We start from the raw sequence: 23,924 nt of genomic DNA, 5'->3' as shown, positions 1-23,924 counted from the left end.
TATTAGTTCCGCGCCGCGCGCCACAGGCGGTGGCCAGCGTGAATGATACGGATTGTCTCATCCCACAAGCCGTAAGTCTCTAACGTATCGAGGGCGACAAAGCGCGCTTCGCTGGCGTCATCGCCTGCGGCGACGGTGCCGGAGAGATAATGGGCGACATAATCAATCAACACATAATGGCGAGTGACATCGCCCGTGGTTCGACTGGTGAATATCCCGTCCACCACATCGATCAGGCCCAGAATTTCTGCCTTAACGCCTGTTTCTTCCGCCAATTCGCGCAAGGCGGCATCCACCGCCTTTTCGCCCCATTCCAACTTGCCACCGGGCATCGACCATTCGCCTTGTCGCGGGGGATTGCCACGACGGATCAGCAGGACTTGGCCATCGTCGTTGAAACAGACAATGCCAACCGCAGGGATGGGAACAGGTTTGGCTTCCAGGGTCATGGCTTTGTGCTAGCATGGAAGCCATGTGTGGACGATATGCCGTAACATTGCCGCCTGATGCGATGGCGACCCTGTTTGGGTCGGCTGATCGGCCGAATTTGGCACCGCGCTGGAATGTCGCCCCAACCCAGCTTGCTCCCATGGTGGCTATTGGTCAGGCCGGCGACACCCGTATCCTACAAGCGCGCTGGGGCCTTCGTCCGGCTTGGATGGCGAAAGACCCACCAACAGGGCCGTTGTTCAATGCCCGTGGCGAGACAGTGGCCGATAAACCGAGCTTCCGCACCGCCTTTGCCCGCAAGCGCTGCCTGATCCCCGCCGATGGCTTTTATGAGTGGAAGCGCGATGGCAAGCAGCGCACGCCTTACTTCATCGCCCGGCCAGACGGTCAGCCTGTGGCTTTTGCTGGCCTGTGGGAGGCTGCCAAGGACGAAGACGGCGGCCTTCTCCTCTCCATGAGCATTGTCACCACCGCGGCCCGTGAAAGCTTTAGAGAGCTGCATGACCGCTTCCCCGTGGTGATTGAACCCGATCACTGGCGCATATGGCTAACTGCCAGCACCCCGCCCGACACGCTCAAACAACTGCTCGTGCCGCCACCCGATGGCGTGATGGTGCCGCGCCAAGTCAGCGACCGGGTCAATAAGGTCAGTCATGATGATGCGGCGTGCCTGAAACCGATTGACTGAAACTTTTGGTTAGCGGGCAAGATTTTGGGGAAGACAGGCTTGCAAAAATAGCGTTAGACTTTGACCTAGAAGTTTGGAATCGGACCGGATTTGCCTGCCCATCCAACCCTGCGTGCGACGCTTTAGAGACGAGGGCATTGTGATGAGTGCTGAGGTTCAACCGCTTCCCGGGCCGTCGGGTATGGGCGAGCGCCCCAAGATTACAAAGGATGTCTGGTTCCTTCTGTTTGTGGTCGGTACGGCTTTCATGGCCAGCCGGTATGACTTCCAACTCTCGACCTTGGCCTTGCCGCAATTCCAACAAGCCTTTGGCTATGATGATCAGACGTCGGTCTTGATCGGCACGATTGCCAAAGTCGGCGCGATTCCGGCGGTGATGTTGACCCTGATGGCAGACCGGATTGGCCGCAAGCCCCTTTTCTTGATGGCTATCTTGGGCTTTTCGGCATCGGCTTTGCTGACTGCTTTGGCGCAGAACCCCCTGATTTTGGCCTCTGGCCTCTTCTTCACGCGCTTGTTCACCATGGTGGATGAATTATTGGCCGTGGTGCTGCTGGCGGAGGCGGCACCACCTCAAGCCCGGGCTTGGATGTTGGGGCTCCTGTCGCTGCTTGGTGCGTCTGGTGACGGGGTGGCCTTGGCGGCCTATGGCAATTTTGCCGATCAGCCAGATGCGTGGCGCTGGATGTATGCAGCAGGGGCCGTGCCAGCGCTTTTGTCGATAGTTTGGCGGCTCGCACTACCTGAAAGCTCAGCCTTTGTTGCCGCTAAGCAAGCCAATCAAGCCGATCAATTCGCGCTGATCCGCGCCAATCGTCGACCCGTGATCCTGATTGGGATTGCCTATTTTCTGTTTTGGCTGCCGATCTCGCCGGCTCTGTCCTATAATTCGCAATATCTGCAATCCGTCGCGAAGTGGGAGCCGAGCCAAGTAGCTCTGGTTTCGTTTGCGGCGGGGATGATCGGACTTGTCGGGACGTTTCTGGGTGGACGGTTGGCGGATCGCTTCGGGCGCAAGCCTGTGGCTTTGGTTGCCACGCTGATCTGCGTTTTTGGTCTTTCAGGCGTCTATCTCAACAGCCAATTCGGTTTTGTAGGAGCCGCCCTTAGCGTCGGCTATATGGCGTGGTTTGCGGCCTCGGTGGCCTTGCGCGCGACCATGACCGAACTCATTCCAACCAAGGCGCGGGCGACTGTTGCCGGAACATCTGAGATCGGGGCGAGCAGTGGCGCGATTTTGGGCGGCAGCTTGGTTGCTTTCCTCATCCCGGTCTTGGGTGGCCTCGGCCACGCCTTGTTGGCGATGATGCCGCTGGTAGTTTTGGCCCTGGTCGCCATTGCCTTTTTACCCGAAACCAAAGGCCGGGTGCTGGGCGAAGGCGAAGAAGTGGGCGAGACCAAAGCTTAGCGGTCGAGGAAGTCTTTCGCCAAATCCACCGTGCTATGCTGGCCGACTGCGGTGCCGCACGTGCTTGACCAAGCTTGCCAGGCGGCCCGTCCTTGGTCGCGTAAGCCCGTCAAAAAGTCCCAGTCGGTGTTGAACTTGCTAGCCGCACCCAAGCCTTTGAGCGCATCGTCTGCCTTAATCGCATGGACCTTCACGTCGCGATAGCGGTCCTTCAACTTATCGCCCATCTCTTCATCCTCCAGCAAGCGCTGGACAAAGGCGATGGCGCGCAGTTCGGCAATCAGGCTGGCGTTAAAAGTGATCTCATTCAGGCGGTCCATAATGGCCGCACTGGTCTTTGGCACGGTGTCGAGCGTCTGCGGGTTCAGCGCGCAGAGCAACACGTCATCAGGCAGGCCTGCCTCATAGAAGAGCGGCCATAGCGCAGGATTGGCCATATAGCCGCCGTCCCAATAGGATTCCCCATTCACTTCCACCGCTTGGAACAGATAGGGTAGGCAGGCTGAGGCCAAGGTCACATCAGCGCTAACCTCGTGCGTGCGAAACACTTTTGCCCGCCCGCTCTTCACATTGGTGGCGGCGATAAACAGCTTAAACGGCGGGCTCTTCACCAGCCCCTCAAAGTCAACCACATCCTGAAGAGCGTCGCGTAATGGATTGAAATTCCAAGGATTAAACTCATAAGGGCTGGCGACGCTTGTCAGCGCATCAAACCATTGAAAGCTTGCCGCCTTAAACAAACCAAATGGGTCAAACGCTTTGCGAATGGCGTTCAGGCTAACCGGGCTGAAGGGGCCACGGGCGGTGCTAATCTTCTCCCAAAACCGATTGAGTGCGTCGCGCGCACCCCCATTCCCACCCGTCCGCAGGCCATCAGCGCAGACAACCGCATTCATCGCCCCAGCGCTGGTCGCGGTGATGGCGGCAATGTCAAACCGGCCTTCTTCGAGGAGGGCATCCAAAATCCCCCATGCAAAGGCCCCGTGAGAGCCACCACCTTGTAACGCGATATTGAGGGCAGGTTTGGTCATGTGCCTCAGCCCATCTTGCCCGGCGGTTGTGGGCGCGAGAACACCCAAGTTTCAGGCTTAGAGCTTGCCGCATCAAAGCGATAGCCATCCAGGTCAAAAGCTTTGATGCCTTCGGGGTCGGGGATACGATTTTCAATGCAGAAGCGCGCCATCGCGCCGCGCGCCCGCTTGGCATAGAAGCTCAATACCCGGGCCTCGCCATCTTTAATCTCTTTAAAGTTTGCGGTGATGACGCGCGCTTTTAAGGCCTTTTTCGAGACCGCACTAAAATATTCAGTCGAGGCGAGGTTCAAGACGATGGGCGCAGATTGGCCTGCCAAGTCCGCATTAATCGCCTTGGACAAACGATCGCCCCAAAAATCATACAGGCTTTCCCCGCGCTTGGTTTTCAGCCGCGTGCCCATCTCCAGACGGTAAGGCGCAATCACGTCGAGCGGGCGCAACAGGCCATAGAGGCCAGACAGGATGCGCACATGGTCTTGCGCCCAAGTCAGGTCTTCCGCGCTCAAATCCCGCGCCTGCAGGCCCTGATAGACATCGCCATTGAAGGCGAGTGCCGCTTGTAACACCTCTGGCCCATCCAAGGCCGGGTCAAAGGCCTGAAAGCGCTGGTAATTCAGCTCCGCCAAATTGTCGGATAAATGCATCAGCTTGGCGATGTCGGATCGCTTTAGCTTGGCTGTTACTTTGGCCAGCGCGGCAATATCGGCTTCCAAGCGCGGCTTGGTGGCTGGCAGCTCTGGCGCGACCGGCTCGTAATTCAGATTTTTGGCGGGAGAGAGAAGAATCAGCATGCGCTTAAAATAGGCACGCTTGACCCATATGGCGAGGGGGCAATGCGCGTGCATCGCCCCCTGCAAGGTATTTTGTGGACTGTTAGGCTGTTGTGAACGTCTGCTTAGAAAGCGCGCTTGCCCGTAATGGTCTCACCAAACATGCGGAAGTCGCCCATCAAGCTCCAAGCCGGATAGGTGAAGGTGGCGGGCTTATTCTTCTCAAAGAAGAAATGTCCAGCCCAAGCAAAGCCATAGCCAACAATTGGTGCCGCAATCAGATATTCAATGCCACCCACAACGCCCCAGAGGACGACCATCAGCAAGCACATGCAGACCAGCGCCGTGCCAACAAGATGCAGGCGACGGCTGATCACATTTTGGTGCTCAGACAGGTAAAAGGGATAAAACTCCTCAAAGCTCGCAAAGCGGGCAGGGGTGGAGCCCATATGTGAGTCTGGAGCATCGGTCGGGGCGGTGGTGGCGTGTTCGTCGGTCATGCCTTGCATGTGTGGTCGCCTACCCGGAAGCGCAAGGGCCAATTCGGGTATTTGGGGAAAAATTTATTGGGGGTGCTTCGAATAGATGCTCTTGTCTCTTCCAAGTGGGGCTAGTTTATTGGCTTGCATGGGCTTGAGTTTGCTTTTCATTTGTCTTTCCAAGTGCAGCCGGCACTAACAAGACCTTTGATTGAGTTTGCCGGTAGCTAGAGTTTTGAGACAGTTCTATTGGCGGCGATAACTTATAATTGAAAATAAGCGGAGGTTGATTGCGATGTAGTCCGTTTCGTGCCATGAAGTTAACAATAAACCTGATCAAGCAAGTCAAAGAATTATGCGCGAAGGCAACTCCAGATTAGAGTTATTGCGAGCTCGACTCGATACTCCCAACTATGAGGTTGGCGAGGCCGCTCGCTATGCGAAAGTTAGTGCTGCGACTGTTACGCGTTGGCATCAAAACACTACGCTATCTGCAAGGCCTCCAAGATTGAAACTTTCATATCTTCAACTAATTGAATTGGCAGTAGTTTCGGCCTGCAAGGTGGCTGGAATGAAGTTAAGAGAGATTAGACTTGCGCGCGAATTTTTTGCAAAAGAGTTCAAGACCTCCCATCCCTTTGCAAAGCTTGAGCTCAAGACGGACGGTGTGGATTTGGCCACAAGGGACTGTCATAGCAATCTGATGATTGGCAACAGAAGCGGGCAGCTTGCATGGAATGAGGTCATTGGAAGGCAGTTCCGGGACTTTGAATATGATGGTGAATTAGTATCTCGATGGCGTGTGGCAGGGCCAGATTCCCCCATAATCATAGATCCCGGAGTGAGATTTGGATCGCCACATGTTGCTGGAGTTCCAACCTACTTAATCTACGATAGAGTTTTGCACGGGGAAAGTTATCGTGATCTGGCTGAAGATTACGAGATACCTGTAGATCAATTGCAGGCGGCTGTGTGTTTTGAAAGTGGCCATCTTTCAAAGGCGGCTTAGATTTTGACTGATATTACTTTTTTCTTCGATCGTTGCGTTGGCGTATCTATGCCCAAAACTTTACGTAATACAATGCCGCCGTTCAATGTTGAATACCACTCCGAAAAGAAAAATGGCTTCAGAGATGATCTTCCCGATGATGAATGGCTAGCCGTAGTCAGCCAAAAGAGGTGGCTGGTGGTAACCCATGATAAGCTAGTACATGATGACAGCATGGCAAAACAAGCTGTCGAACAATACAATGGCCGTATATTCTATTTGGATGGCGGCAGTGCACCAAAATGGGAGAAGTTACGTTTATTTATATTCGCTTACAATAAGATAATTCGAATTGTTAAACAGGAGAAGGCACCATTTATTTATCGGATTACTAGAAATAATCGAATTATCAGGGTGCGTAAGCTCTAGAGCATTGGGAGCCCTAAACCTTCTGCCGCACCACACGCAGCGCGCAGCCCAGCGCCGCTTCTACCGGGACTAGAGCCTCCGGCGCCAATTTGCCGACGCCGGCATTTGTGGCGACCAAGGTAAAGCGGGCAAAGGCGGCGGCGGGTTGATAGATAAGCGCGTTGAGATTGGTTGCCCCACCACAGCAGGTGGCCACCACGCTCAATTCCTCAAACTCAGTTTCGGCGGCCTGATCCATCGCGCCTTCCCACCAAGCTTGCGCATCCTTGCCACAGAGCGGGCAGGTGATCGCTTCAAAGGCTTCGCCTGCATCAATGAAGCGCACATCGTCAAACATGTCATAGGTGACTTCGTCGGCGCGCGGCAACAAAGCCTCCAGCGCGTCCGCGCCAGCTTCGGCTTGGTCTTCACTGGGCACGTAAGATGGATCGGTCGGGATCAGGATGAGAAAGTCGAGCGATTTCATCTAGCTGGCCATCGCCGCTTTCACGGCGTCTAAGCCAGCCGAAGCCGCATCTGCCGTTGGCGCACCACCTTGCGCAAAGTCGGGCTTGCCGCCGCCACCTTGCCCGCCCATGGCGAGCACGGCGGCCTTGACCAGATCCACCGCGCTGACGCTCGCCACCGAACTTGCCACTGCAATCGCGGCTTTGCCGTCGGCTGCGGCCACATAGGCGACCACGCCATTACCCAATTTCTGGATTGCTTCATTGACCATGGGGCGCAAATCTTTCGCGCCAATGCCATCAAGGACACGGGCGTCAAGCTTCACGCCATTGATCTCCTCAATCGCGGCTGCGGCCCCACCGCCGCCACCCAGAGCGAGCTTTTGCTTGGCGTCGGTCAATTCTTTTTCCAGCCGCTTGCGGTCGGCAATCATCGCCTCGATCCGCGCGGGCAGATCGGGCAATTGCGCCTTGAGAGGCTCTGCCGCGGCGCGCGCAATGGCGGCTTCAGCTTTGAGGTGATCGAGCGCAGCTTGGCCGGTGGCGGCCTCAATCCGGCGTACGCCTGCGGCAACCGCGCCTTCTGAGACGATCACGAAGCTACCGATGTCACCGGTCCGGCCCACGTGGGTGCCGCCGCACAATTCCACCGAATAGGACTTGGGCGCGTGGTTAAGCTTGCGGCCCATGGCCAGCACGCGTACTTCATCGCCATATTTCTCGCCAAACAGCGCCATCGCGCCCTCGGCAATGGCTTCATCAGGCGTCATCAAACGAGTGGAGGCCTCGGTATTTTGCCGCACGACGGCGTTGACCTCGGCCTCAATGGCATCAATCTCGGCCCGCGACAGACCTGCGCCATGGGCAAAGTCAAAGCGCAAGCGGTCGGCTTCGACCAGCGAGCCTTTTTGCGTCACATGCGGGCCCAAGACGTTTTGCAGGGCGGCATGCATCAAGTGCGTGGCGCTGTGGTTGGCTCGGATGGCGTTGCGGCGGGAGCTGTCAATGGTTAGCAGAGCGGCATCGCCCACTTTGACGGCACCCTTTACCAGTCTGCCCTTGTGGCCATGGATGGCCCCAGCGCGCTTTAAGGTGTCTTCGACTTCGAAGACGGCCCCATTGTCAAACCGGATCATGCCTTGATCGCCCGCTTGACCGCCGCTTTCGGCATAGAAGGGGGTCTGGTTGAACACGATCTCGCCGCTATCGCCCTCGGATAAGGCGTCGACTTTGGCCCCGCCCACGACGATCGCTGCCAATTGGCCGCTGGCCTCGCTCTGGCTATAGCCCAAGAATTCGCTGCCGCCTTGCTCGTCCTTTAAGGTCAACCAAATGGCGTCGGTGCCTGCCTCACCACTACCGGCCCACGCGGCGCGGGCGAGTGCCTTTTGCTCGTCCATCGCCGCGTTAAAGCCTGTCATATCCACACCAATGCCGCGCGCCCGCAGCACGTCTTGGGTCAGATCAACGGGGAAGCCGTAAGTGTCATAGAGCTGGAAAGCAGCCTTGCCTGACAATTCTTGGCCTTTGGTGAGGCCTGCGCTTTCTTCGTCCAACAAGGACAGGCCACGGCCCAAGGTACGGCGGAAGCGCACCTCTTCTTGTTCCAGCGTCGAGGTGATGAAGGCTTCCGCGCGGCGCAGCTCGGAATAAGCGCCGCCCATTTCTTGGATCAGGACCGGGGCTAAGCGGTGCAGCAAAGGCTCGCTCGCACCCAGCATATGCGCATGGCGCATGGCACGGCGCATGATGCGGCGCAGCACATAACCGCGTCCTTCGTTGGAAGGCGTTACGCCATCGGCGATCAGGAAGCTGGAGGCGCGAATATGGTCGGCAATCACGCGGTGGCTGGCGCGCTTGTCGCCTTCGGCCTTGACCCCGGTCAGGTTTTCAGACGCCGCGATCAGGGTCTTAAACAGGTCGATGTCATAATTGTCGTGCACGCCTTGCAAAACGGCGGATACCCGCTCTAGCCCCATGCCTGTATCGATACTGGGCTTGGGCAGGCTGGTTTGGCTGCCATCGGCATGGCGCTCAAACTGCATGAAGACGAGGTTCCAGATCTCAATCCAGCGGTCGCCATCTTCTTCCGCACTGCCCGGTACGCCGCCCCAAATATGGTCGCCATGGTCATAGAAGATTTCGCTGCACGGCCCGCAGGGGCCCGTATCGCCCATCGACCAGAAATTGTCGCTGGTTGGGATGGAGATGATGCGGTCATCGGAAAGGCCTGCAATCTTGCGCCACAAGGCACGGGCCTCGTCATCAGTGTGATAGACGGTGACAATCAGTTTGGACGCATCAATGCCAAAATCCTTGGTCAGCAATTCCCACGCATGGCTGATCGCCTCTTCTTTGAAATAGTCGCCGAACGAGAAATTGCCCAGCATTTCAAAGAAAGTGTGGTGACGCGCCGTATAGCCGACATTGTCGAGGTCATTGTGCTTGCCGCCCGCGCGGACGCACTTTTGGCTGGTCGCGGCACGTGGTGGCTGAGGTGGATTCTCGGCCCCGGTGAACACGTTCTTGAACTGCACCATGCCGGCATTGGTGAACATCAAGGTCGGGTCATTGTGCGGCACCAGCGGGCTGGACGCCATGACGGTGTGGCCCTTGGATTTGAAAAAGTCCAAAAACGAAGTGCGAATGTCGTTAACGCTAGCCATAACTTCCCGTCCAGGCACCTCGGGTGCCGCTTAGAATTGTGTTGGCAAATCTATAGGCAGCCATGGCCTGAACGCCAAGTGGCTGACGCGATGGATTGCAGGGGGAGGGGTGTTAGAAAAGCTCGCTGTGCGAGCCTGGTGGAGAATTCAAACAGCACAATGGGCCCCAGCCTAAGCTGGAGCCCATGAAGCTTAGGCATGTCTCTACGAATTAGAACTCGTATGAGAAGCCTATCCGAACGGCGCGCGGTGCTTGGTAGGAGGTTGGCGCGCGGTAGAATGGGTCTGGCGTTCCGCCCGAGTCATTCCCGAACTCATTGAAGTCGACTGCTTCTTGGCTATCTAGAAGATTGAAGACATCCAGTCGCAGTGTTGTTTCTCCGAGCTTGAGGAAGTCCAACTTGTAAGCAAGGGAAACATCCAGGTTGGTTGTCCAATCACCCTCGAACTGAGAGCCCCGAGGCGTTAGCTTTGAATTGCCGGCCACGCCCGTGGCGTTGCAGTACCAAGCCGACAAACCCGTGGGCGAAGCGCGGCCATCAGACTTTGGATAAGGCCCGATGCAGCCGTAGGATCGACCGGAAGTGGCCCGCAGATTGGCACCCGCAATCAGATTGTCCATCAAGGCATAAGAGCCAAACAATTTGAAAGCATGGGTGCGATCATTCGGCAGTCGACCTTTGGAACCATCCATCCAGCCAGGCTCGTCAAAGTCTTGAGTTAGGCCGGTGTCGTTTTGACCATTGTCTGATTTCACGCCACCTTCATAATTCCCGTAGGATTTGGACCAGACATAGCTACCTTGCAATTGCCATTTGCCATCCCAAGGCCGCTCAAACCGCAGCTCGATTGAGGTGTACTCGCGTTGCGCCTCTGGTAGATCGACAATATTGGTTGGGATCGTGATTTGAGTGAGGGCACCGGTTCCTTGCGCGTCAACATCGACCACGACCTCTTTGCCGGGATTGATTAGGACATAGCCGCCGCTGCCGATCGTCATATCATTGCAGTCGGCAACGCTGATTGAGCTGGGGCGTGCTGACGAGGCGCAGAAGTTTGCTTGAACATAGCTAGCGTCAAAGTCTTCGAGCACGCTCTTCAGATCGCGATAGGTAAACGTCGCTCCAACGCGCCATTTATTCTCAAACACATGCTCGACGCCGAAGCTAAACTCATCCTGATATTGCGGCTCCAGATTTTTGGAAATCAATGTCGCAGGATTGGCATTGGAAGAGTCCGACAGGACTTCCTTCAAAACTGCAGCGCCGGCCAGCGTGGGCACTAAGGTTGTTGGATCAACTGCTGAGTAGAGATACCAGTCCTGCGTGAACTTTTCATTGCCAGCTAAGCGGATATTGGTGTTTGCCGCTACGGGGAGATAATAGCGGCCGAAAAAGCCAGACAATTTGGTCGATCGGTCGCCAAACACATCATAAGAAACACCAATTCTTGGCGCAATGAGCTGTGTTAGTTTTGTGAAGGCGGCGCCAGCAGCATTGCTATTCGTGAAATCTTCGCTTCGTAGCCCAAGATTCAAGGTCAAGCGATCGTTCACCTTCCAATCATCTTGAATATAGATTGCTTGATTGGTTGACCCGAACGTCCCGCCGCTGTCGAATTTACGAACTCGAACATAATTGGTGTTTGGTGCAATCCGTCCGCTAAGCGCTCCAGCGGTCCCTGACCGATAATAGCGGTAGTAAATTCCACCTGAGTAGAAAGTCGTCGAAATCGCCTCGAGTGTTTCAGAATCATAGCCGACTCGAAGATGATGGTCGCCTACCAGATTGAAGAAAAAGTCCAAGTCGGCTCTAAAGAGTTCACGGGAATCATCCCCTTTCTCAACGGTCAAGTTTGGATTGCCCCGCTGGATGGTGCCACCTGTTTGATTGGTCGGATCGACTAAACCGCCTGCGGTCAATCGTGCGAAAACGCCTGCCTGACTGTCTAATGGACCAGCAGATGTTCGCGCGAATTTATTGTCGCCCCACAACATGGAAACGGACATCCAGTCCTTAATCTTGCCTGTGTATTTTGCGACCCGCGTGACACCCCCAAGCTCTGTTACGGTGTTGGTCTCATCCGTTTCCACTGAACTATCATTGATATAGGTGAATTCGAGGCGATGGCCGTCAAACAAATTGACGTCGATCTTCCCGCCATAGAATGGATCGTCGGAGACGCTTTTGAAGACATTTTCTGGCCCACGTGTTGGACTTGTCGGGGAGGTCAAAGAAGCTGAAGTGTCCGTGTTTTCCAGATTTCGGGCGTTATAAAACCCATAGAAAAACGCGCGATCCTTCCAGATCGGACCTGACAGCCAAACGTTGCCTTCCTCCCGAACGCGTTTGTCCTTTTCGTTCAATTGCGTGTAGGTGTTTGGGGCCTGCGATCTAAGTCCTTGTGGCTCAACATAATAGTTCAGGCCACCATGGAAGTCGTTGCTGCCCGCTTTTGTAACCGCTACGACGGCCCCGCCAGTTGCGCGCCCATATTCAGCCTGATAACCGCCCGTTTTGACTTGGATTTGGTCGTAGAACTCAAATGGAATGGTCGACCCGCCTTCAAAAGTCCGGAAGTTTGTGACGTTCATGCCATTGATATAATATATATTTTCAGCAACTGATGCGCCACCCAAAGAAATCAGACTCGAGAATGCGCCATTTCCGAAAGCGGAGTCGCCGGCCACAGCCCCAGGTGCCAGCAATTGAATGGCGGCGACATTTCGGGCGATCGGTAATCGGTCGAACGTCTCTTGAACGTTGACATTGATGCCAGTTGTTGTCGCGGAAAAGTCTACCGCGCGCCGACGCGCGCCATAGACGACCACCGTCTCGACAACTTCCGCGGTTGATTTGAGGGTGAAATCCAAGGCTTCGACGCGACCAACGGAGACAGTCACTTGGGAGGCTTCGGGAGACACAAAGTCGGCAGCCTTGATGGAAACGCTATAGGTACCAACTTGGTTGGAGCCAAAGCGATAATTACCAGCTGCATCGGTTGTGCTGGTCACGGAAGTACCTCGGGCTACCGATTTCAACTCAACCACGGCACCGACAATTGGGTTGCCCGCCCCATCCTTCACTTGTCCAATAATGGAGCCAGAAGTGAGGTCTTGTGCTGCCGCCCCTGTTGTACCCAAAGTGGCTGCCGCTAAGCCGATGCCCAAGGGCAGTGTCAGGCTCGAAAGAACGGTTGAAATGAGAGCGGCTGTTTTGCGTTTAGTCAAAGTAGGCATGGATCCCCCTCCATGGAAAGCTATCGACAACTCACAGATATGTTACCAATGAGTAATGCCTGATTGAGGGGCGGTCAAACAGATTTTCATTTGAGGCCATATTGTTAGGATTGCGCGTCGTGCTTGCGCGGTTCATCCCGTGAGGCGTTGGATGAGAGTGGCATTTTTTAGGTGGTCGTTTAACAGTTGCGACTTGTCCGTCGCCTTACTTTGCCGTTGCTGACCAGCGCAGAAGACAGCCGCAAGTATGCGTGCAGGGTTCAATTCACGTTGCTTTGGAGGGCTAACCCGCCCCTAGCCCTCATACACAATCTTGCCGTCGACCATGGTGAGGACGGTCTTGGCGTCGAGGATGTCGGCCGGTTTGACGGTCATGAAATCGCGCGAGAAGACGCTGATGCTGGCTGCTTGGCCGACGGCTAAGGTGCCACGGCTGCGCTCTGCGCCCACGGCATAGGCAGCAGAGCGGGTGAACATGCCTAAGGCCTGTTGGCGGGAAACACGCTCTTCCAAGCCCCAATCCGGGCCGACAAAGCCATTGAGCGCGTGGCGATAGATGGCGGCATAAAATTCAATGCGCGGATCGCCTTGTTCAACCGGCGCATCAGAGCCGCCGCACACCACCGCACCGGTCTTGAGGAGGCTCGTCCAAGCATAGGCACCTTTCAGGCGCTCTGGCCCCAGACGTGCCGGGGCAAAGAATAAATCGCCAATCGCGTGGGAAGGCTGCATGGAGGCGATCACGCCCAGTTTCGCAAAGCGCGGCATATCGGGTGGAGAGACCACTTGCGCATGTTCAATCCGCCAACGCCGATTTGTCTTGGCGTGGCCCAGCACGCGCTCAAACCAGTCAAGGCTTTGCCGATTACCTCTGTCACCAATGGCGTGCATGGCAACTTGTGCGCCGGACTTCTTGGCGCGCTCCAGCACGGCCAGCACTTGCGCTTCTGGCGTCAATAACAGGCCTTCAGACTCTGGTGCATCGGCGTAAGGTGCCAAAAGGGCCGCCCCGCGAGAGCCCAAAGCCCCATCAGAGTATATTTTCACCCCGCGCGTACTGATGCGGCCTGTGGCATCAATACTCGGCCCACGCCGCAAAACTTCTGTGGCAAAGGGGATGTCGAGATAATTATCGACCCGTAACTGGACTTCGCCGGACAAAGCGAGCGCCTTTAGCGCAATCAAATCTTCGCCCGATACGCTCATATTATGCAGGCCTGTCCAGCCACGTGAGGCGTAAAGGCGGTCGGCTTTGATCAGGGCTTGGCGGATCATGTCAGGGGTTGCCGTCGGCATCCGGCTTTCAACAAGGGCTTGGGCGTTGTCGATCAGCATGCCCGTAGGCTCGCCGGACGCATCTTTCAGGATTTGGCCGCCCGGAGGGCTGGCCGTGCTGGAATCAATCCCGGCAAGCTTTAAAAGGGCGCTATTGGCTAAAGCCGCATGGCCATCTGAACGGCCAAGCAGCAAAGGGCGGTCTGGCACAATCGCATCCACATCTTGGCGGGTCGGTAAGCGGCCTTCGGGCCAATGGGTTTCAATCCAGCCGCGTCCGGCAATTGGCCCTGTCGGGTTCTGAGCAGCCCAAGTAGCAAGCTTGGCCTGAAGCTCGGCAATGGATTTGACGCTATCCAAGTTCAGGGTCATTTCGCGCAAGCCAATGCCCGTCATGTGAGCATGGCTATCGACGAGACCGGGCAGAGCGGCCGCCCCGGCAAGATCGATCTCTTTGGCGCGCGGCAAAGCGGCCCGAACCGCACGCAGGCTGCCAATGGCGACAACACGGCTACCCTCTATGGCAATGGCTTCTGCAGGGCTGCGGCCAGCAACCCCTGTATGGATCGGCCCGCCGGTTAGAATGGTACGCGCAGAGGAGGCTGAGGCGAGAGCCGGGCCACCAAGCAAGCTCGCTGACCCAAGTGCCAATAGATCGCGACGATTCATACCCAGTCTCCCTCTCGTGAGGCAGAAGAGTCAGGCACATAAGCTTGGCTGTCAATCACCTAAGGGCTTCCACCCACAGCCAAAGCCTTGAGCCTTAGTGATAGCCACGGACGGGCTTTGGGGTTGCCAGGGCCGGCAGGGGTGCCACCGAAATCCCGTCTTCAATCAGTTCTTTGGCCTCTTTGGCGGTGGCTTGACCATAAACGAGGCGTTCTTCGCTGTCGCCCTCATGCATGGCGCGCACTTCTTTGGCAAAAGCGTCGCCGACATAGTCGTAATTCTGCTCAATATGCTCTTTCCAACCTTGGAAGAAGGCTTTCACGGGCTCGGGCAGGCTTAAAGGGTCTGGCCCATTGGCGAGCGGCACGGGCGTGTCAGCTGAGGCAGGTGGGGCAGGGCGGTCTGACTTAGAGGACAAGACTGCCGGGGCCATGGGCGCTTTTTCAACCGCCTTTGAACCGCACAAAGGGCATTCAACCAAGCCGCGCCCAACTTGGGTTTCATAGCCAGAGATTGAGTCAAACCAGGCCTCCCAATCATGGGCCTGATCACAACGAAGCGCATATTTAATCATGGGCTTTGATAATCGCGGTCATGGGTTAGGCAGGGAATTTTTTCGCGCGCATTGGTGACGCGGTCTAAATCGAGATCGGCGAACAAAACGCCCAGATTATCGTGGGCAAGCTCAGCCATGATTTCACCCCAAGGGGAAATGATCAGGCTATGGCCAAAGGTGGCGCGCCCGTCTTCGTGATTGCCACCTTGGGCGGCTGCCAGAATAAAGGCACCGGTCTCAATCGCGCGGGCACGCAACAACGTATGCCAATGGGCTTTGCCAGTGGGCGCGGTAAAGGCTGCGGGCACGGTGATGATCTGCGCCCCGGCTTTGGCTAAATCGCGAAACAAATGCGGGAAGCGCACATCATAGCAGATGGTTAGGCCCAAAGTGCCAAAGTCGGTTTCCACCACTACGGCTTTGTCGCCTGGCTCATAGGCATTGCTTTCGCGTGTTTCTTGGCCCGCGCCCAAATTCACATCAAACAAATGGATCTTGTCATAGGTCGCCAACAGACTGCCGTCTGGGCCGAACAAATGGCTGCGATTGGCCGCTTTGCCGCTACGCCGCTTTAAAAGGGCAGAGCCGATCAATAGGTGCACGCCATGGGCCTTGGCCTGTTCGCCATACCAATCCAGCGCCTCGGCCTCATCCTCATAAAGGGCGGCTTCATCAAAGCGAGCGCGGTCGCGCTGTAAGATGTTGGTGCCTTCTGGCGTTACGATCAGCTTAGCCCCGGCTTTCGCGGCACGGGTCAATAAGGGCTCAAGTTGCGCGCGCGCGGCATCTAGACGTGCCGGCGTCCGCAATTGAAGGAGCGCAACCTTAACCAAGACTAGGCGCTCAACAAGGGATCAAGGCCACCTTTGGCCTCCAGCGCCATCAAATCATCGCAGCCACCAATATGGGTGCCGCCAATGAAAATCTGTGGAAACGTGTTGCGGCCAGATAATTCATTCATCTTGGCCCGCATCTCTGCATTCGAGGATGCTTCGATATTGGTGATGTCGGCACCCTTCTTTTCCAAGAGGGCCAAAGCCCGTTCGCAATAAGGGCAAAAATACTTGGTATAAATCGTAACTGCTGCCATGGGACCGATCCTAAAAAATTGTGGTTCGCATCTTTGTCATATAGAGATGATTAGCCTGATTTGGAGACCCCGCCATGAGCCAAACTTACACTTCAGCGGCAGAAATCGCTGATCTGCCGCCTGAACAAGCACATATGCTAGGTCAGATACTGTTGGAAGAGGGGGGCTTTGCCCGACTTTCAGCCAAGGACCAAGCTTTGGTATGTGCTATTGCACACCGGGTTCACAGCACACAGGATGCAAACGAGGCGTTCGAATTGCAAACGACCTTTGGCCAGAGGCTGGCGGATCGGGTTGCTGAAGTTGGCGGCTCTTGGGGCTTTGTGATTAGCTTTGGCATCTTTCTGTTCATTTGGGCGATGCTGAATTTGGTTATTCTGCACGGCCAAGCCCGCTTTGACCCTTATCCCTTCATCTTTTTGAACCTCATTCTGTCGATGTTGGCGGCGATCCAAGCACCCATCATCATGATGGCGCAGAACCGCCAAGCCGAAAAGGATCGCCTGACCACCCGGATGGACTATGAGGTCAATGTGAAATCAGAGCATGAGATCGCGGAATTGCGCCAGCATCTGGCGCAATTACATGAAAAGCTCGACCGCCATCTGGCAAAGACGACGTAGAGGCCAAATTAATGCGCATTGTTTCGGGGCGGTGGAAGGGCAAAGCGTTGGTCGCGCCCGCAGGGGATGCAACGCGGCCAACATCGGATCGTGCGCGCCAAGCGGTCTTCAATATCCTTGAGCATGCGCCTTGGTCGCCCGGTGTAAACGGGGCCAAAGTGCTGGACTTGTTTGCAGGAACGGGCGCTTTGGGGCTGGAGGCCCTGTCACGTGGGGCGGTCCATTGTTTGTTCGTCGACACCGACCCTGCGGCACGGGCAGCCTTGGCAACCAATATTGAGGCTTGTTCGGCGCAAGGCATCAGCCGAGTCTGGAAGCGCGATGCGACGGATTTGGGTGCGATGCCAGCAACCGCCAATGGCCCGTTTGATCTGGTGTTTCTCGACCCGCCCTACGCCAAAGGCTTTGATTTGGCCGCGCTTAAGGGGCTGGCTCAGGGATGGTTACATGCAGATTCGCTGGTGGTGCTGGAGCGTGGACGCGGCGAACCCGCGCTCATGCCGGCCGGCTATGAGGTGTTGGACAGCCGCAGCTATGGTGCCGCGGAAGTATCCTTCCTGACATTAAGTAAAATCAGCGCTTAAGCGACTTGATCCTGGCCGAAGAGGTCACTGCCCGCACGCGGACGACGGGCTTTGGCGAGGATCTTGTCCAAGGCAGCCACCGCACGGTCCGTCATCGTTTCGATGATTTCCACGTCGAGATAGAGGTCACCAGCAGGGCGGCCATTGGTGGCAGGCAGGCCACGGCCTGTAACCAACAAGCGGTCGCCATCTTGGCTGTCTTTTGGCACGTTCAAGCGCAAGCGGCCCATGGGTGTTTCAATCTCAACGCCACCGCCGGATTTGGCTTGGGCAGCCGACAAGGTGAGTGTGGTTACGATGTTGCCGCCGTCGATTTCAAAGCCATCGGTATCGGCAATGCGGATGACGCAGGCTACGTCCGTCTTGCCAATACGCGCAATGATGCGGTCGCCCGCACGGGCACCGGCAGGGACGCGGACACTGGCTTTTCCGAGTGGGCAGGAACCTTTGACAGATCCGCCACGGGCTGCGATCCAAACAGAAACTTCAAGGTCGATCTCGGTCATGCGCCCGGCGCGCGGGCTGCCGACACGGCCAATATCGGCCGATGCAGCACCCAATGTGATCACGCGATAAGCTTCACGCGCTTCTTCAAAGCGTTGTCGCGCCTGCGGATCTGAATTCACATCTGGGTGGCACGATTTGGCGACAGCATGAAACGCGGCCTTGGCGGCGCGGGGATCAGCATTGGGCTCAAGCCCGAGGATGGCATAGGGTGAAGACATGGGGCAGACCATCGTCTCGGCACGGTTAACGACGTGTAAACTCGATCGTTAAATTTCATCTTTTGCCCATTGATTTCTGCAGGCATGGCAGCGCGTTTTTTCAAGGCGGCATTGAACCCGTAGGCCGCGCAAAAACGCGCCTGTAATCGCGTGAGTTGGCGAATAGGGGGTGGTGCACTACATTGCGCCGATGACCTCCAACACACTAATCCCCCCGACCCCGTCTGAGGCCGAATATCAAGCCGCCGCTGTCGATACCACGCCGCTGCTTGAAGCTGCCTCTGACCCGTTTGATTTGTTTGGAACTTGGCTGGCCGAAGCCAAGGAAAAAGAGATGAATGACGCCAATGCGATGGCGTTGGCGACGGCCGACAGCATGGGGCTGCCAGATGTGCGGATGGTCCTCTTGAAAGATTTTGATCGTCAAGGCTTTGTCTTTTATACCAATCTGGAAAGTTATAAGGGCCAGCAATTGGGCGAAAACCCACAAGCTGCCCTCTGTTTTCATTGGAAAAGCCTGCGCCGCCAAGTTCGGGTGCGCGGGGCGATTACATCTGTTAGCCAAGAAGAAGCCGATGCCTATTTTGCCTCGCGTGCCCGCGATAGCCGGATCGGGGCATGGGCGAGTGCGCAGTCGCGCCCACTCGAAGATCGCTTTGCGCTGGAGAAAAGTGTGGCTGGCTATGCCTTAAAATTTGGCATTGGTGAGGTGCCGCGCCCGGACTTCTGGTCGGGCTTTCGCCTTGTGCCCACCCGCATTGAATTTTGGCGCGATCGTCCATTTCGCTTGCATGATCGTTTAGAGTTTATGCGGGGCGATGCTGCGGCATCGTGGTCCACATCTAAGCTCTATCCGTAAAGCGATTTTTCCTTCCGTCATTTCAGAAAGTCTCACCCATGCGCGCAGATCAAAAGGCCTTTTTGGTTACGGGGGCGTCGACCGGGATTGGTCGGGCAATTGCTGACCGTCTGGTGGCCCAAGGCCATTATGTCTTCGCTTCCGTCCGGAAACAGGCCGATGCTGATGCTCTGAACGCCGCTTTTGGTGAAAATGGTCAGGCGGTTTTGTTTGATGTGTCAGACATGGCCGCCATTGAAGCCGCTGCCCTAGTCATTGGTGATGCCCTAGAGGGACGGACCTTGGCGGGCCTTGTGAATAATGCCGGGATTGCCCTGCCGGGGCCCGCTTTGATCCAGCCATTGAGCGAGATTGAGCAAGTGATGAATATCAACTTCATGGGTGTCGTGCGTTGTTGCCGCGCGTTTGCACCCCTCTTGGGGGCTGACTCTGCACGTACGGGGCCTAAGGGCCGGATCCTCAATATCACGTCGGTCTCGGGTAAGTTCGGCTATCCCTTTACCGCCGCCTATGTCGCGGCCAAACATGCGGTGGAAGGCTTCTCGGATAGTTTACGGCGTGAGCTTTTGCTGGTTGGCATTGATGTGATTGTTGTGGGCCCAGGTGCTGTCAAAACGCCGATTTGGGAGAAGGGGGCAGCTGCAGGGGGCAATAAGTACAAGGACACCATTTGGGGCAAGCCACTGGAGCGCTTGACCCAATCCTTGGCCGCCATGGATCAAGAAGGGCTGGAAGTCAGCGTCGTCGCCAATCTGGTGGAAGAAGCCTTGACGACAGCCCACCCCAAAACCCGCTATGCGCCTGTGCCCAACAAGCTTGTGAACTGGTGGCTCGCCCGCTTCCTGCCAGCCCGAATGGTCGACCAGGTGGTCGGCAAAAGCCTGTCGCTGCTGCCTTAGGCCGCGCCCGGATTGCTCAAAGACCCCATTTGGGTGCCTTTGGAATGTTGATGTCTAGGGTGCGCTCTAGAAACTCGATTTCAGAGCGTGTGATCTTGGTCTGATCGCCATAGTTAAAGATTGGCGCGAACGCCTTGTTTTCAGGATTGAAGAGGTAGCGAATAGGCGTCTCTGCGCCTGTGTCGTCCACCAATGACGCGGGAAGCTCTCTCTCGCTACATCCCATTTGGATGAAGAGGGCGATAACTTCGGCCCAAGTCGGAAGCTGGCCGCTCCCAAAAGGATGGGCGGCCATTCAGGCAACTTTGGCGAAAGTGATATCCAAACGAGGGGCAGTCTTACCAAAACGCACAGGGTCCACCGCTTGGACGATGTTTGACGCATCCAGCATGGCCTTGAACTTTGCCGGGGCAGGCTTGATGCCAGTAAGTGGGGCCAGATCGAATTCCGCGCTAATCGCAATGGTCTTTGCAATCGCTTCGGAAAATGCTTTCGGCAAAAGGTCAAAAGACTCTGCACGCGCTACGATGTCGTACTCAACCCCTTGGGCCAGCCACACTTCTGCCTCTTGGTAGGCAATAACATGAAATTTGATTGGGTCGTTCATATAACGAATCTCAAGTTCCGAGCTTTGGGCCAACCTTAAGTGCTTTAAAGCGCTTCAACTGTGCGCTTTGCCGCGGAAAGGTCAAGTCCAATTTGATCAAGAATACCACATGCATCAATCTGTCGAATACATATCTTAAATAAGCATAAATGAGGCGCGGCTGTAAAGTGGCTTTGCGATGCAAGCCCACCGCCGAAGCCCAATCAACAGCCTTGTGATGCGGCCTCGGCCCTTGCCTAGTTGACGTGGGCGCTTGAGGCCTTAGGAAGGGCCAAAATCGGCCTTTTGACGCAATGGGCCGGCGCACATGCCGCCTACTGGCAAGCCAAAAATTTGGGAGATACTCATGCTCGGTTTAATGCAGAATTGGCCACTAACCGTCGATAAGATCATGGACCATGCCGCGATCAATCATGGTCGCCGTGAAGTCGTGACCCGTTCCGTCGAAGGGCCAATCGTTCGCACCACTTATAGCGAAATCAATACCCGCGCGAAGAAGGTCTCTAATGCGTTGCTGGCCGAAGGGATCAAGCTGGGCGACCGGGTTGCGACCTTGGCTTGGAACTCCGGCCGCCACATGGAAGTCTGGTATGGCGCGATGGGCTTGGGCGTTGTCCTACACACCCTGAACCCACGCCTGTTCCCCGAGCAATTGGTTTATATCGTCAATCACGCCGAAGATAAGATCATCTTCACGGATTTGACCTTCCTGCCAATTCTGGAAGCCCTGAAGGACAAATTGAGCCCCGTGACCCGCTATATCGTCCTTACGGACAAGGATCACATGCCGGCTTGCAGCTTGAAGGGGGCCATCGATTACGAAACCTGGATTGAGGGCCATAGCGCTGAAGCCAAATGGGGCGGGTTTGATGAAAACACCGCCGCTGGCCTCTGCTACACCTCTGGCACCACTGGAAATCCAAAGGGCGTGCTCTATTCGCACCGCTCCAACGTCTTGCATACGCTCTTGACCATGCAGAAGGACGTCATGGGTCTGGGTGCCCGCGACGTGATCTTGCCTGTTGTGCCGATGTTCCATGCCAATGCGTGGGGTGTGGCTTTGTCGGCCCCTGCTGCTGGGGCGAAGATGGTGATGCCAGGTGCCAAGATGGACGGCGCGTCGATCTATGAATTGCTGGAAACCGAAAGCGTCACTTTCTCGGCGGCGGTTCCAACCGTTTGGATGATGCTGTTGCAGCATCTGGAATCGACCAATTCCAAGCTGTCCACCCTGAAGAAAGTCGCCATTGGTGGCTCTGCCGTGCCAGAGCGCATCATGCGTCTGTTTGAAGAAAAATATGGCGTCGAAGTGCTCCACGCTTGGGGCATGACGGAAACCTCGCCATTGGGCACTTTGGGTTCGCTCGGCCCCGATGCCGACGCCATGACCCATGACGAGAAGATCAAGACCAAGCTGAAGCAAGGTCGTCCGCCATTTGGTGTTGAAATCAAAATCCTGCGCGATGGCGTGGAAGCCCCGCGCGACGGCGAAACCTTCGGCAATCTCGTGGTGCGTGGTGCGGCAATTGCGGCCGGCTATTTCAAGGGCGAGGGCGGCAACATCCTCGACCAAGACGGCTTCTTTGATACGGGTGACGTCGCAACCATCGATACCGCAGGCTTTATGCAAATCACCGACCGCGCCAAAGACGTCATCAAGTCGGGCGGTGAGTGGATCAGCTCCATCGATGTTGAGAATGTCGCCGTGGGTGCGCCCGGCGTGGCCGTCGCAGCCGTGATCGGCAAATATCACCCCAAGTGGGATGAGCGTCCGCTTCTGATCATCGAATGCGCCAAGGGGGCAACGGCGACCAAGGAAGACATTCTGGCCTATCTCGATGGCAAAATCGCCAAATGGTGGATGCCAGATGATGTCCAGTTTGTTGAAGCCATCCCACTGGGCGCGACCGGCAAGATCAACAAGCTGGCCTTGCGTGAAACTTTCGCAAACTACGATCTGCCGACCGCCAAGGCCTCCTAAGCACTGTCAGATGGGTCAGAACCGCAGGGGTTCTGGCCCATCCTACCTTTACCTCCGATCAGGGGCACTCTAACGTAGGTGCACGAGGCCGCTGGCTAAGCGGCCTTTTTATCTGGGGGAGAGTAAGATGGCCGAGCCGCAATCTCGTTTCGCAAAAGCACGCAACATCATTTTGATGATTGGCGTTGCCTTGGCCATTTTTGTGCCGATTTGGTTTATGGTTGCCGCCCTTGGTACCAAGTTTGGTCTCTGGCCATGGACCATCGGCCTAGTGAAGATGATTGGCGGGATGGGCGTGCCTTTGATTGGCATTCTGATCGTCTTGACCTTTATCACCAGCCTCTTGGTTGTCTTTATCAAACCACGCGCAGGGTTTGCCGCTTTAGGCTTTATGTGGGTTGTGGCCCTTGGCGCAGCTGGCATGGCCTTTACGACGATATCGGCCGCCCGCGCCGTGCCGCCCATCCATGACATCTCAACCAATACCGCCAATCCTTTGACCTTTTCCGACGCTGTGATGACGGCGCGCGGGCCGAAGTCCAATCCGATCATTGCCCCTAAAGACGCGACGGTGCCCTTCAACAAGGAGCGGCTGTCAGCTTGGTCTGGCAGGTCCTTGGATCAGATTCAGGCCGAAGCCTATCCCGCGATCAAAACCTTAAAGCTCGCCACCACGCCACCCGCCGACGCCTATAAAAAGGCGGAAGCGGCCATGAAAGCCAAGGGCTGGGCCATCGTCTCGCAAGACCCCGCCAAAATGCGGCTTGAGGCGAGCGTGGAGAGCTTTTGGTTCGGCTTTAAGGATGATGTGGTTCTGGTCGTTAGCCCAGACGGCGCAGGCTCTGCTGTCGACATGCGCTCTGTGAGCCGAGTGGGCATTTCTGATTTGGGTGCTAATGCGAAGCGCATTGATGCCTTGTTAGCTGCCCTAAAGGGCTGATTTACACATCGGTAATTGACTCCTCTAGCGCTTGGTGGGATCACAAACGCCATGAAAATGACATTTATATTCAGTGCGTCTGCACTTGCTGCTGCGGCCTTCTGCGCCGCAACCTCCAGCGTTGCCGCCACGGCTAGCAAAGCCACAACAACGGTGACCAAAGCGGGCGAAACCGCCGCCGAGGTGCCGCCCACCGGCGCATCTTCTACCAGTTCGGTCTCTGACCGCCCGGTGGATGTCGTGGTTGTCTGGGGCTTCCGGGTTCGCGCACAAGGCTTTGATGAGCGCCGACCCCCGTTGATTGCAGGCTATGGTGAATTGATCAAAAAACCTGAATGCCAAACCAATGTGTGCGGCTATGTAGTTTTCTATGACGGGGCAAAATGGCGCTACACCAACATCTTAGCGGGTGAGGAAGATAATTTACGCGAAATGCAGGCCAGTCTGGAATATGATCGCCAGACCTTGGTGATCGTTCATCCGAACGGCGAAAAGCGCACCATTCCTAACTTTTAAGCCG

Annotated in this window: 25 protein-coding genes; 11 read left to right on the top strand and 14 right to left on the bottom strand. The window is 56.1% G+C overall.

Annotated features, from left to right (window positions below; genetic code table 11):
* Positions 1-2 precede the first annotated feature (2 nt).
* Complete coding sequence (locus ACOVRA_RS01035; protein WP_421718688.1) at positions 3-449, bottom strand: NUDIX hydrolase; 447 nt, start codon at positions 447-449, stop codon at positions 3-5.
* A gap of 23 nt (positions 450-472) precedes the next feature.
* On the opposite strand from ACOVRA_RS01035, the gene ACOVRA_RS01030 reads away from it, so the two are divergent.
* Together ACOVRA_RS01030 and ACOVRA_RS01025 are read left to right on the top strand one after the other, a co-directional pair.
* Complete coding sequence (locus ACOVRA_RS01030) at positions 473-1,138, top strand: SOS response-associated peptidase (protein ID WP_421718687.1); 666 nt, start codon at positions 473-475, stop codon at positions 1,136-1,138.
* A gap of 142 nt (positions 1,139-1,280) precedes the next feature.
* On the top strand, positions 1,281-2,546 hold the full coding sequence (locus ACOVRA_RS01025) for an MFS transporter (protein ID WP_421718686.1): 1,266 nt from the start codon (positions 1,281-1,283) through the stop codon (positions 2,544-2,546).
* Here ACOVRA_RS01025 and ACOVRA_RS01020 read toward each other — a convergent pair.
* From ACOVRA_RS01020 to ACOVRA_RS01010, 3 genes are all read right to left on the bottom strand, one after another.
* Positions 2,543-3,577, bottom strand: a complete 1,035-nt coding sequence (locus tag ACOVRA_RS01020; protein WP_421718685.1) for a patatin-like phospholipase family protein — start codon at positions 3,575-3,577, stop codon at positions 2,543-2,545. The two genes, ACOVRA_RS01025 and ACOVRA_RS01020, sit on opposite strands and share 4 nt — an antisense overlap.
* A gap of 5 nt (positions 3,578-3,582) precedes the next feature.
* Positions 3,583-4,371, bottom strand: a complete 789-nt coding sequence (gene yaaA, locus ACOVRA_RS01015; protein WP_421718684.1) for a peroxide stress protein YaaA — start codon at positions 4,369-4,371, stop codon at positions 3,583-3,585.
* Between the two features lie 104 nt (positions 4,372-4,475).
* Positions 4,476-4,799: a DUF962 domain-containing protein gene (locus tag ACOVRA_RS01010; protein ID WP_290801829.1), complete on the bottom strand. Its 324-nt coding sequence runs from the start codon at positions 4,797-4,799 to the stop codon at positions 4,476-4,478.
* Positions 4,800-5,337: 538 nt separating this feature from the next.
* Here ACOVRA_RS01010 and ACOVRA_RS01005 point away from each other — a divergent pair.
* Together ACOVRA_RS01005 and ACOVRA_RS01000 are read left to right on the top strand one after the other, a co-directional pair.
* The gene (locus ACOVRA_RS01005; protein WP_421718683.1) at positions 5,338-5,838 is read left to right on the top strand and encodes a DUF433 domain-containing protein; all 501 of its coding nucleotides are present in this window, start codon (positions 5,338-5,340) and stop codon (positions 5,836-5,838) included.
* A 3-nt stretch (positions 5,839-5,841) separates the two neighbouring features.
* Positions 5,842-6,246 (top strand): hypothetical protein, encoded by a 405-nt coding sequence (locus tag ACOVRA_RS01000; RefSeq protein ID WP_421718682.1) that lies wholly within the window; start codon positions 5,842-5,844, stop codon positions 6,244-6,246.
* Positions 6,247-6,259: 13 nt separating this feature from the next.
* On the opposite strand, the gene ACOVRA_RS00995 is transcribed toward ACOVRA_RS01000, so the two are convergent.
* The 7 genes from ACOVRA_RS00995 to grxC form a co-directional block, all read right to left on the bottom strand.
* Positions 6,260-6,712: a hypothetical protein gene (locus ACOVRA_RS00995; RefSeq protein ID WP_421718681.1), complete on the bottom strand. Its 453-nt coding sequence runs from the start codon at positions 6,710-6,712 to the stop codon at positions 6,260-6,262.
* A complete protein-coding gene (gene alaS / locus ACOVRA_RS00990) occupies positions 6,713-9,358 on the bottom strand; it encodes an alanine--tRNA ligase (protein WP_421718680.1) in 2,646 nt (881 codons plus the stop codon).
* Positions 9,359-9,569: 211 nt separating this feature from the next.
* Entirely contained in the window at positions 9,570-12,596 is a 3,027-nt protein-coding gene (locus ACOVRA_RS00985; RefSeq protein WP_421718679.1) for a TonB-dependent receptor, read from the bottom strand.
* 294 nt (positions 12,597-12,890) lie between these two features.
* Positions 12,891-14,540, bottom strand: a complete 1,650-nt coding sequence (locus ACOVRA_RS00980; protein ID WP_421718678.1) for an amidohydrolase — start codon at positions 14,538-14,540, stop codon at positions 12,891-12,893.
* A 94-nt stretch (positions 14,541-14,634) separates the two neighbouring features.
* Positions 14,635-15,114 (bottom strand): DUF1178 family protein, encoded by a 480-nt coding sequence (locus tag ACOVRA_RS00975; RefSeq protein WP_421718677.1) that lies wholly within the window; start codon positions 15,112-15,114, stop codon positions 14,635-14,637.
* Positions 15,111-15,929, bottom strand: a complete 819-nt coding sequence (locus ACOVRA_RS00970) for a carbon-nitrogen hydrolase family protein (RefSeq protein ID WP_421718676.1) — start codon at positions 15,927-15,929, stop codon at positions 15,111-15,113. The genes ACOVRA_RS00975 and ACOVRA_RS00970 overlap by 4 nt, the downstream gene beginning before the upstream one ends.
* Positions 15,930-15,931: 2 nt before the next feature.
* Entirely contained in the window at positions 15,932-16,186 is a 255-nt protein-coding gene (gene grxC / locus ACOVRA_RS00965; RefSeq protein ID WP_290805453.1) for a glutaredoxin 3, read from the bottom strand.
* A 74-nt stretch (positions 16,187-16,260) separates the two neighbouring features.
* On the opposite strand from grxC, the gene ACOVRA_RS00960 reads away from it, so the two are divergent.
* Positions 16,261-16,809, top strand: a complete 549-nt coding sequence (locus ACOVRA_RS00960) for a DUF1003 domain-containing protein (protein ID WP_421718675.1) — start codon at positions 16,261-16,263, stop codon at positions 16,807-16,809.
* A gap of 11 nt (positions 16,810-16,820) precedes the next feature.
* A complete protein-coding gene (gene rsmD / locus ACOVRA_RS00955) occupies positions 16,821-17,393 on the top strand; it encodes a 16S rRNA (guanine(966)-N(2))-methyltransferase RsmD (RefSeq protein ID WP_421718674.1) in 573 nt (190 codons plus the stop codon).
* Here rsmD and ACOVRA_RS00950 read toward each other — a convergent pair.
* Positions 17,390-18,118: a DnaJ C-terminal domain-containing protein gene (locus tag ACOVRA_RS00950; protein WP_421718673.1), complete on the bottom strand. Its 729-nt coding sequence runs from the start codon at positions 18,116-18,118 to the stop codon at positions 17,390-17,392. The two genes, rsmD and ACOVRA_RS00950, sit on opposite strands and share 4 nt — an antisense overlap.
* A gap of 190 nt (positions 18,119-18,308) precedes the next feature.
* Between ACOVRA_RS00950 and pdxH the strand changes: the two genes are divergently transcribed.
* Together pdxH and ACOVRA_RS00940 are read left to right on the top strand one after the other, a co-directional pair.
* On the top strand, positions 18,309-18,977 hold the full coding sequence (gene pdxH, locus ACOVRA_RS00945) for a pyridoxamine 5'-phosphate oxidase (protein ID WP_421718672.1): 669 nt from the start codon (positions 18,309-18,311) through the stop codon (positions 18,975-18,977).
* A 38-nt stretch (positions 18,978-19,015) separates the two neighbouring features.
* Positions 19,016-19,876 carry an SDR family NAD(P)-dependent oxidoreductase gene (locus ACOVRA_RS00940; protein WP_421718671.1) on the top strand — a complete coding sequence of 287 codons (861 nt, stop codon included), beginning with the start codon at positions 19,016-19,018 and terminating at the stop codon, positions 19,874-19,876.
* Positions 19,877-19,892: 16 nt separating this feature from the next.
* On the opposite strand, the gene ACOVRA_RS00935 is transcribed toward ACOVRA_RS00940, so the two are convergent.
* On the bottom strand, positions 19,893-20,171 hold the full coding sequence (locus ACOVRA_RS00935; protein ID WP_421718670.1) for a hypothetical protein: 279 nt from the start codon (positions 20,169-20,171) through the stop codon (positions 19,893-19,895).
* Positions 20,172-20,483: a hypothetical protein gene (locus ACOVRA_RS00930; protein ID WP_421718669.1), complete on the bottom strand. Its 312-nt coding sequence runs from the start codon at positions 20,481-20,483 to the stop codon at positions 20,172-20,174. It abuts the gene before it with no gap.
* Between the two features lie 346 nt (positions 20,484-20,829).
* Here ACOVRA_RS00930 and ACOVRA_RS00925 point away from each other — a divergent pair, with 346 nt between their 5' ends.
* The 3 genes from ACOVRA_RS00925 (at position 20,830) to ACOVRA_RS00915 (ending at position 23,920) form a co-directional block, all read left to right on the top strand.
* Complete coding sequence (locus ACOVRA_RS00925; RefSeq protein ID WP_421718668.1) at positions 20,830-22,464, top strand: long-chain-fatty-acid--CoA ligase; 1,635 nt, start codon at positions 20,830-20,832, stop codon at positions 22,462-22,464.
* A gap of 127 nt (positions 22,465-22,591) precedes the next feature.
* Positions 22,592-23,404 (top strand): DUF1499 domain-containing protein, encoded by an 813-nt coding sequence (locus ACOVRA_RS00920; RefSeq protein WP_421718667.1) that lies wholly within the window; start codon positions 22,592-22,594, stop codon positions 23,402-23,404.
* Positions 23,405-23,455: 51 nt separating this feature from the next.
* Positions 23,456-23,920, top strand: coding sequence for a hypothetical protein (locus ACOVRA_RS00915; protein ID WP_421718666.1), 465 nt, complete (start codon positions 23,456-23,458; stop codon positions 23,918-23,920).
* Positions 23,921-23,924 lie beyond the last annotated feature (4 nt).

Origin of the sequence: Aquidulcibacter sp., from assembly GCF_049239865.1 — a bacterium.
In the GTDB taxonomy this organism is placed as follows: Bacteria; Pseudomonadota; Alphaproteobacteria; order Caulobacterales; family Aquidulcibacteraceae; genus Aquidulcibacter.
Note: the sequence above shows the minus strand (reverse complement) of the source record. Positions and strands in the feature narration are given on the sequence as shown.

What these genes read in the sequence shown, in the direction of transcription:
- ACOVRA_RS00925 (WP_421718668.1), top strand. Translation starts at nt 20,830, where the DNA reads ATGCTCGGTTTAATGCAGAATTGGCCACTAACCGTCGATAAGATCATG.
- ACOVRA_RS00940 (WP_421718671.1), top strand. Translation starts at nt 19,016, where the DNA reads ATGCGCGCAGATCAAAAGGCCTTTTTGGTTACGGGGGCGTCGACCGGG.
- ACOVRA_RS00935 (WP_421718670.1), bottom strand. Translation starts at nt 20,171, where the DNA reads ATGGCCGCCCATCCTTTTGGGAGCGGCCAGCTTCCGACTTGGGCCGAA.
- ACOVRA_RS01035 (WP_421718688.1), bottom strand. Translation starts at nt 449, where the DNA reads ATGACCCTGGAAGCCAAACCTGTTCCCATCCCTGCGGTTGGCATTGTC.
- yaaA (WP_421718684.1), bottom strand. Translation starts at nt 4,371, where the DNA reads ATGCTGATTCTTCTCTCTCCCGCCAAAAATCTGAATTACGAGCCGGTC.
- ACOVRA_RS01010 (WP_290801829.1), bottom strand. Translation starts at nt 4,799, where the DNA reads ATGGGCTCCACCCCTGCCCGCTTTGCGAGCTTTGAGGAGTTTTATCCC.
- ACOVRA_RS00930 (WP_421718669.1), bottom strand. Translation starts at nt 20,483, where the DNA reads ATGAACGACCCAATCAAATTTCATGTTATTGCCTACCAAGAGGCAGAA.
- ACOVRA_RS01030 (WP_421718687.1), top strand. Translation starts at nt 473, where the DNA reads ATGTGTGGACGATATGCCGTAACATTGCCGCCTGATGCGATGGCGACC.
- ACOVRA_RS00985 (WP_421718679.1), bottom strand. Translation starts at nt 12,596, where the DNA reads ATGCCTACTTTGACTAAACGCAAAACAGCCGCTCTCATTTCAACCGTT.
- ACOVRA_RS00960 (WP_421718675.1), top strand. Translation starts at nt 16,261, where the DNA reads ATGAGCCAAACTTACACTTCAGCGGCAGAAATCGCTGATCTGCCGCCT.
- ACOVRA_RS00920 (WP_421718667.1), top strand. Translation starts at nt 22,592, where the DNA reads ATGGCCGAGCCGCAATCTCGTTTCGCAAAAGCACGCAACATCATTTTG.
- ACOVRA_RS00975 (WP_421718677.1), bottom strand. Translation starts at nt 15,114, where the DNA reads ATGATTAAATATGCGCTTCGTTGTGATCAGGCCCATGATTGGGAGGCC.
- grxC (WP_290805453.1), bottom strand. Translation starts at nt 16,186, where the DNA reads ATGGCAGCAGTTACGATTTATACCAAGTATTTTTGCCCTTATTGCGAA.
- pdxH (WP_421718672.1), top strand. Translation starts at nt 18,309, where the DNA reads ATGACCTCCAACACACTAATCCCCCCGACCCCGTCTGAGGCCGAATAT.
- ACOVRA_RS00950 (WP_421718673.1), bottom strand. Translation starts at nt 18,118, where the DNA reads ATGTCTTCACCCTATGCCATCCTCGGGCTTGAGCCCAATGCTGATCCC.
- ACOVRA_RS01020 (WP_421718685.1), bottom strand. Translation starts at nt 3,577, where the DNA reads ATGACCAAACCTGCCCTCAATATCGCGTTACAAGGTGGTGGCTCTCAC.
- rsmD (WP_421718674.1), top strand. Translation starts at nt 16,821, where the DNA reads ATGCGCATTGTTTCGGGGCGGTGGAAGGGCAAAGCGTTGGTCGCGCCC.
- ACOVRA_RS01025 (WP_421718686.1), top strand. Translation starts at nt 1,281, where the DNA reads ATGAGTGCTGAGGTTCAACCGCTTCCCGGGCCGTCGGGTATGGGCGAG.
- alaS (WP_421718680.1), bottom strand. Translation starts at nt 9,358, where the DNA reads ATGGCTAGCGTTAACGACATTCGCACTTCGTTTTTGGACTTTTTCAAA.
- ACOVRA_RS00995 (WP_421718681.1), bottom strand. Translation starts at nt 6,712, where the DNA reads ATGAAATCGCTCGACTTTCTCATCCTGATCCCGACCGATCCATCTTAC.
- ACOVRA_RS00980 (WP_421718678.1), bottom strand. Translation starts at nt 14,540, where the DNA reads ATGAATCGTCGCGATCTATTGGCACTTGGGTCAGCGAGCTTGCTTGGT.
- ACOVRA_RS00915 (WP_421718666.1), top strand. Translation starts at nt 23,456, where the DNA reads ATGAAAATGACATTTATATTCAGTGCGTCTGCACTTGCTGCTGCGGCC.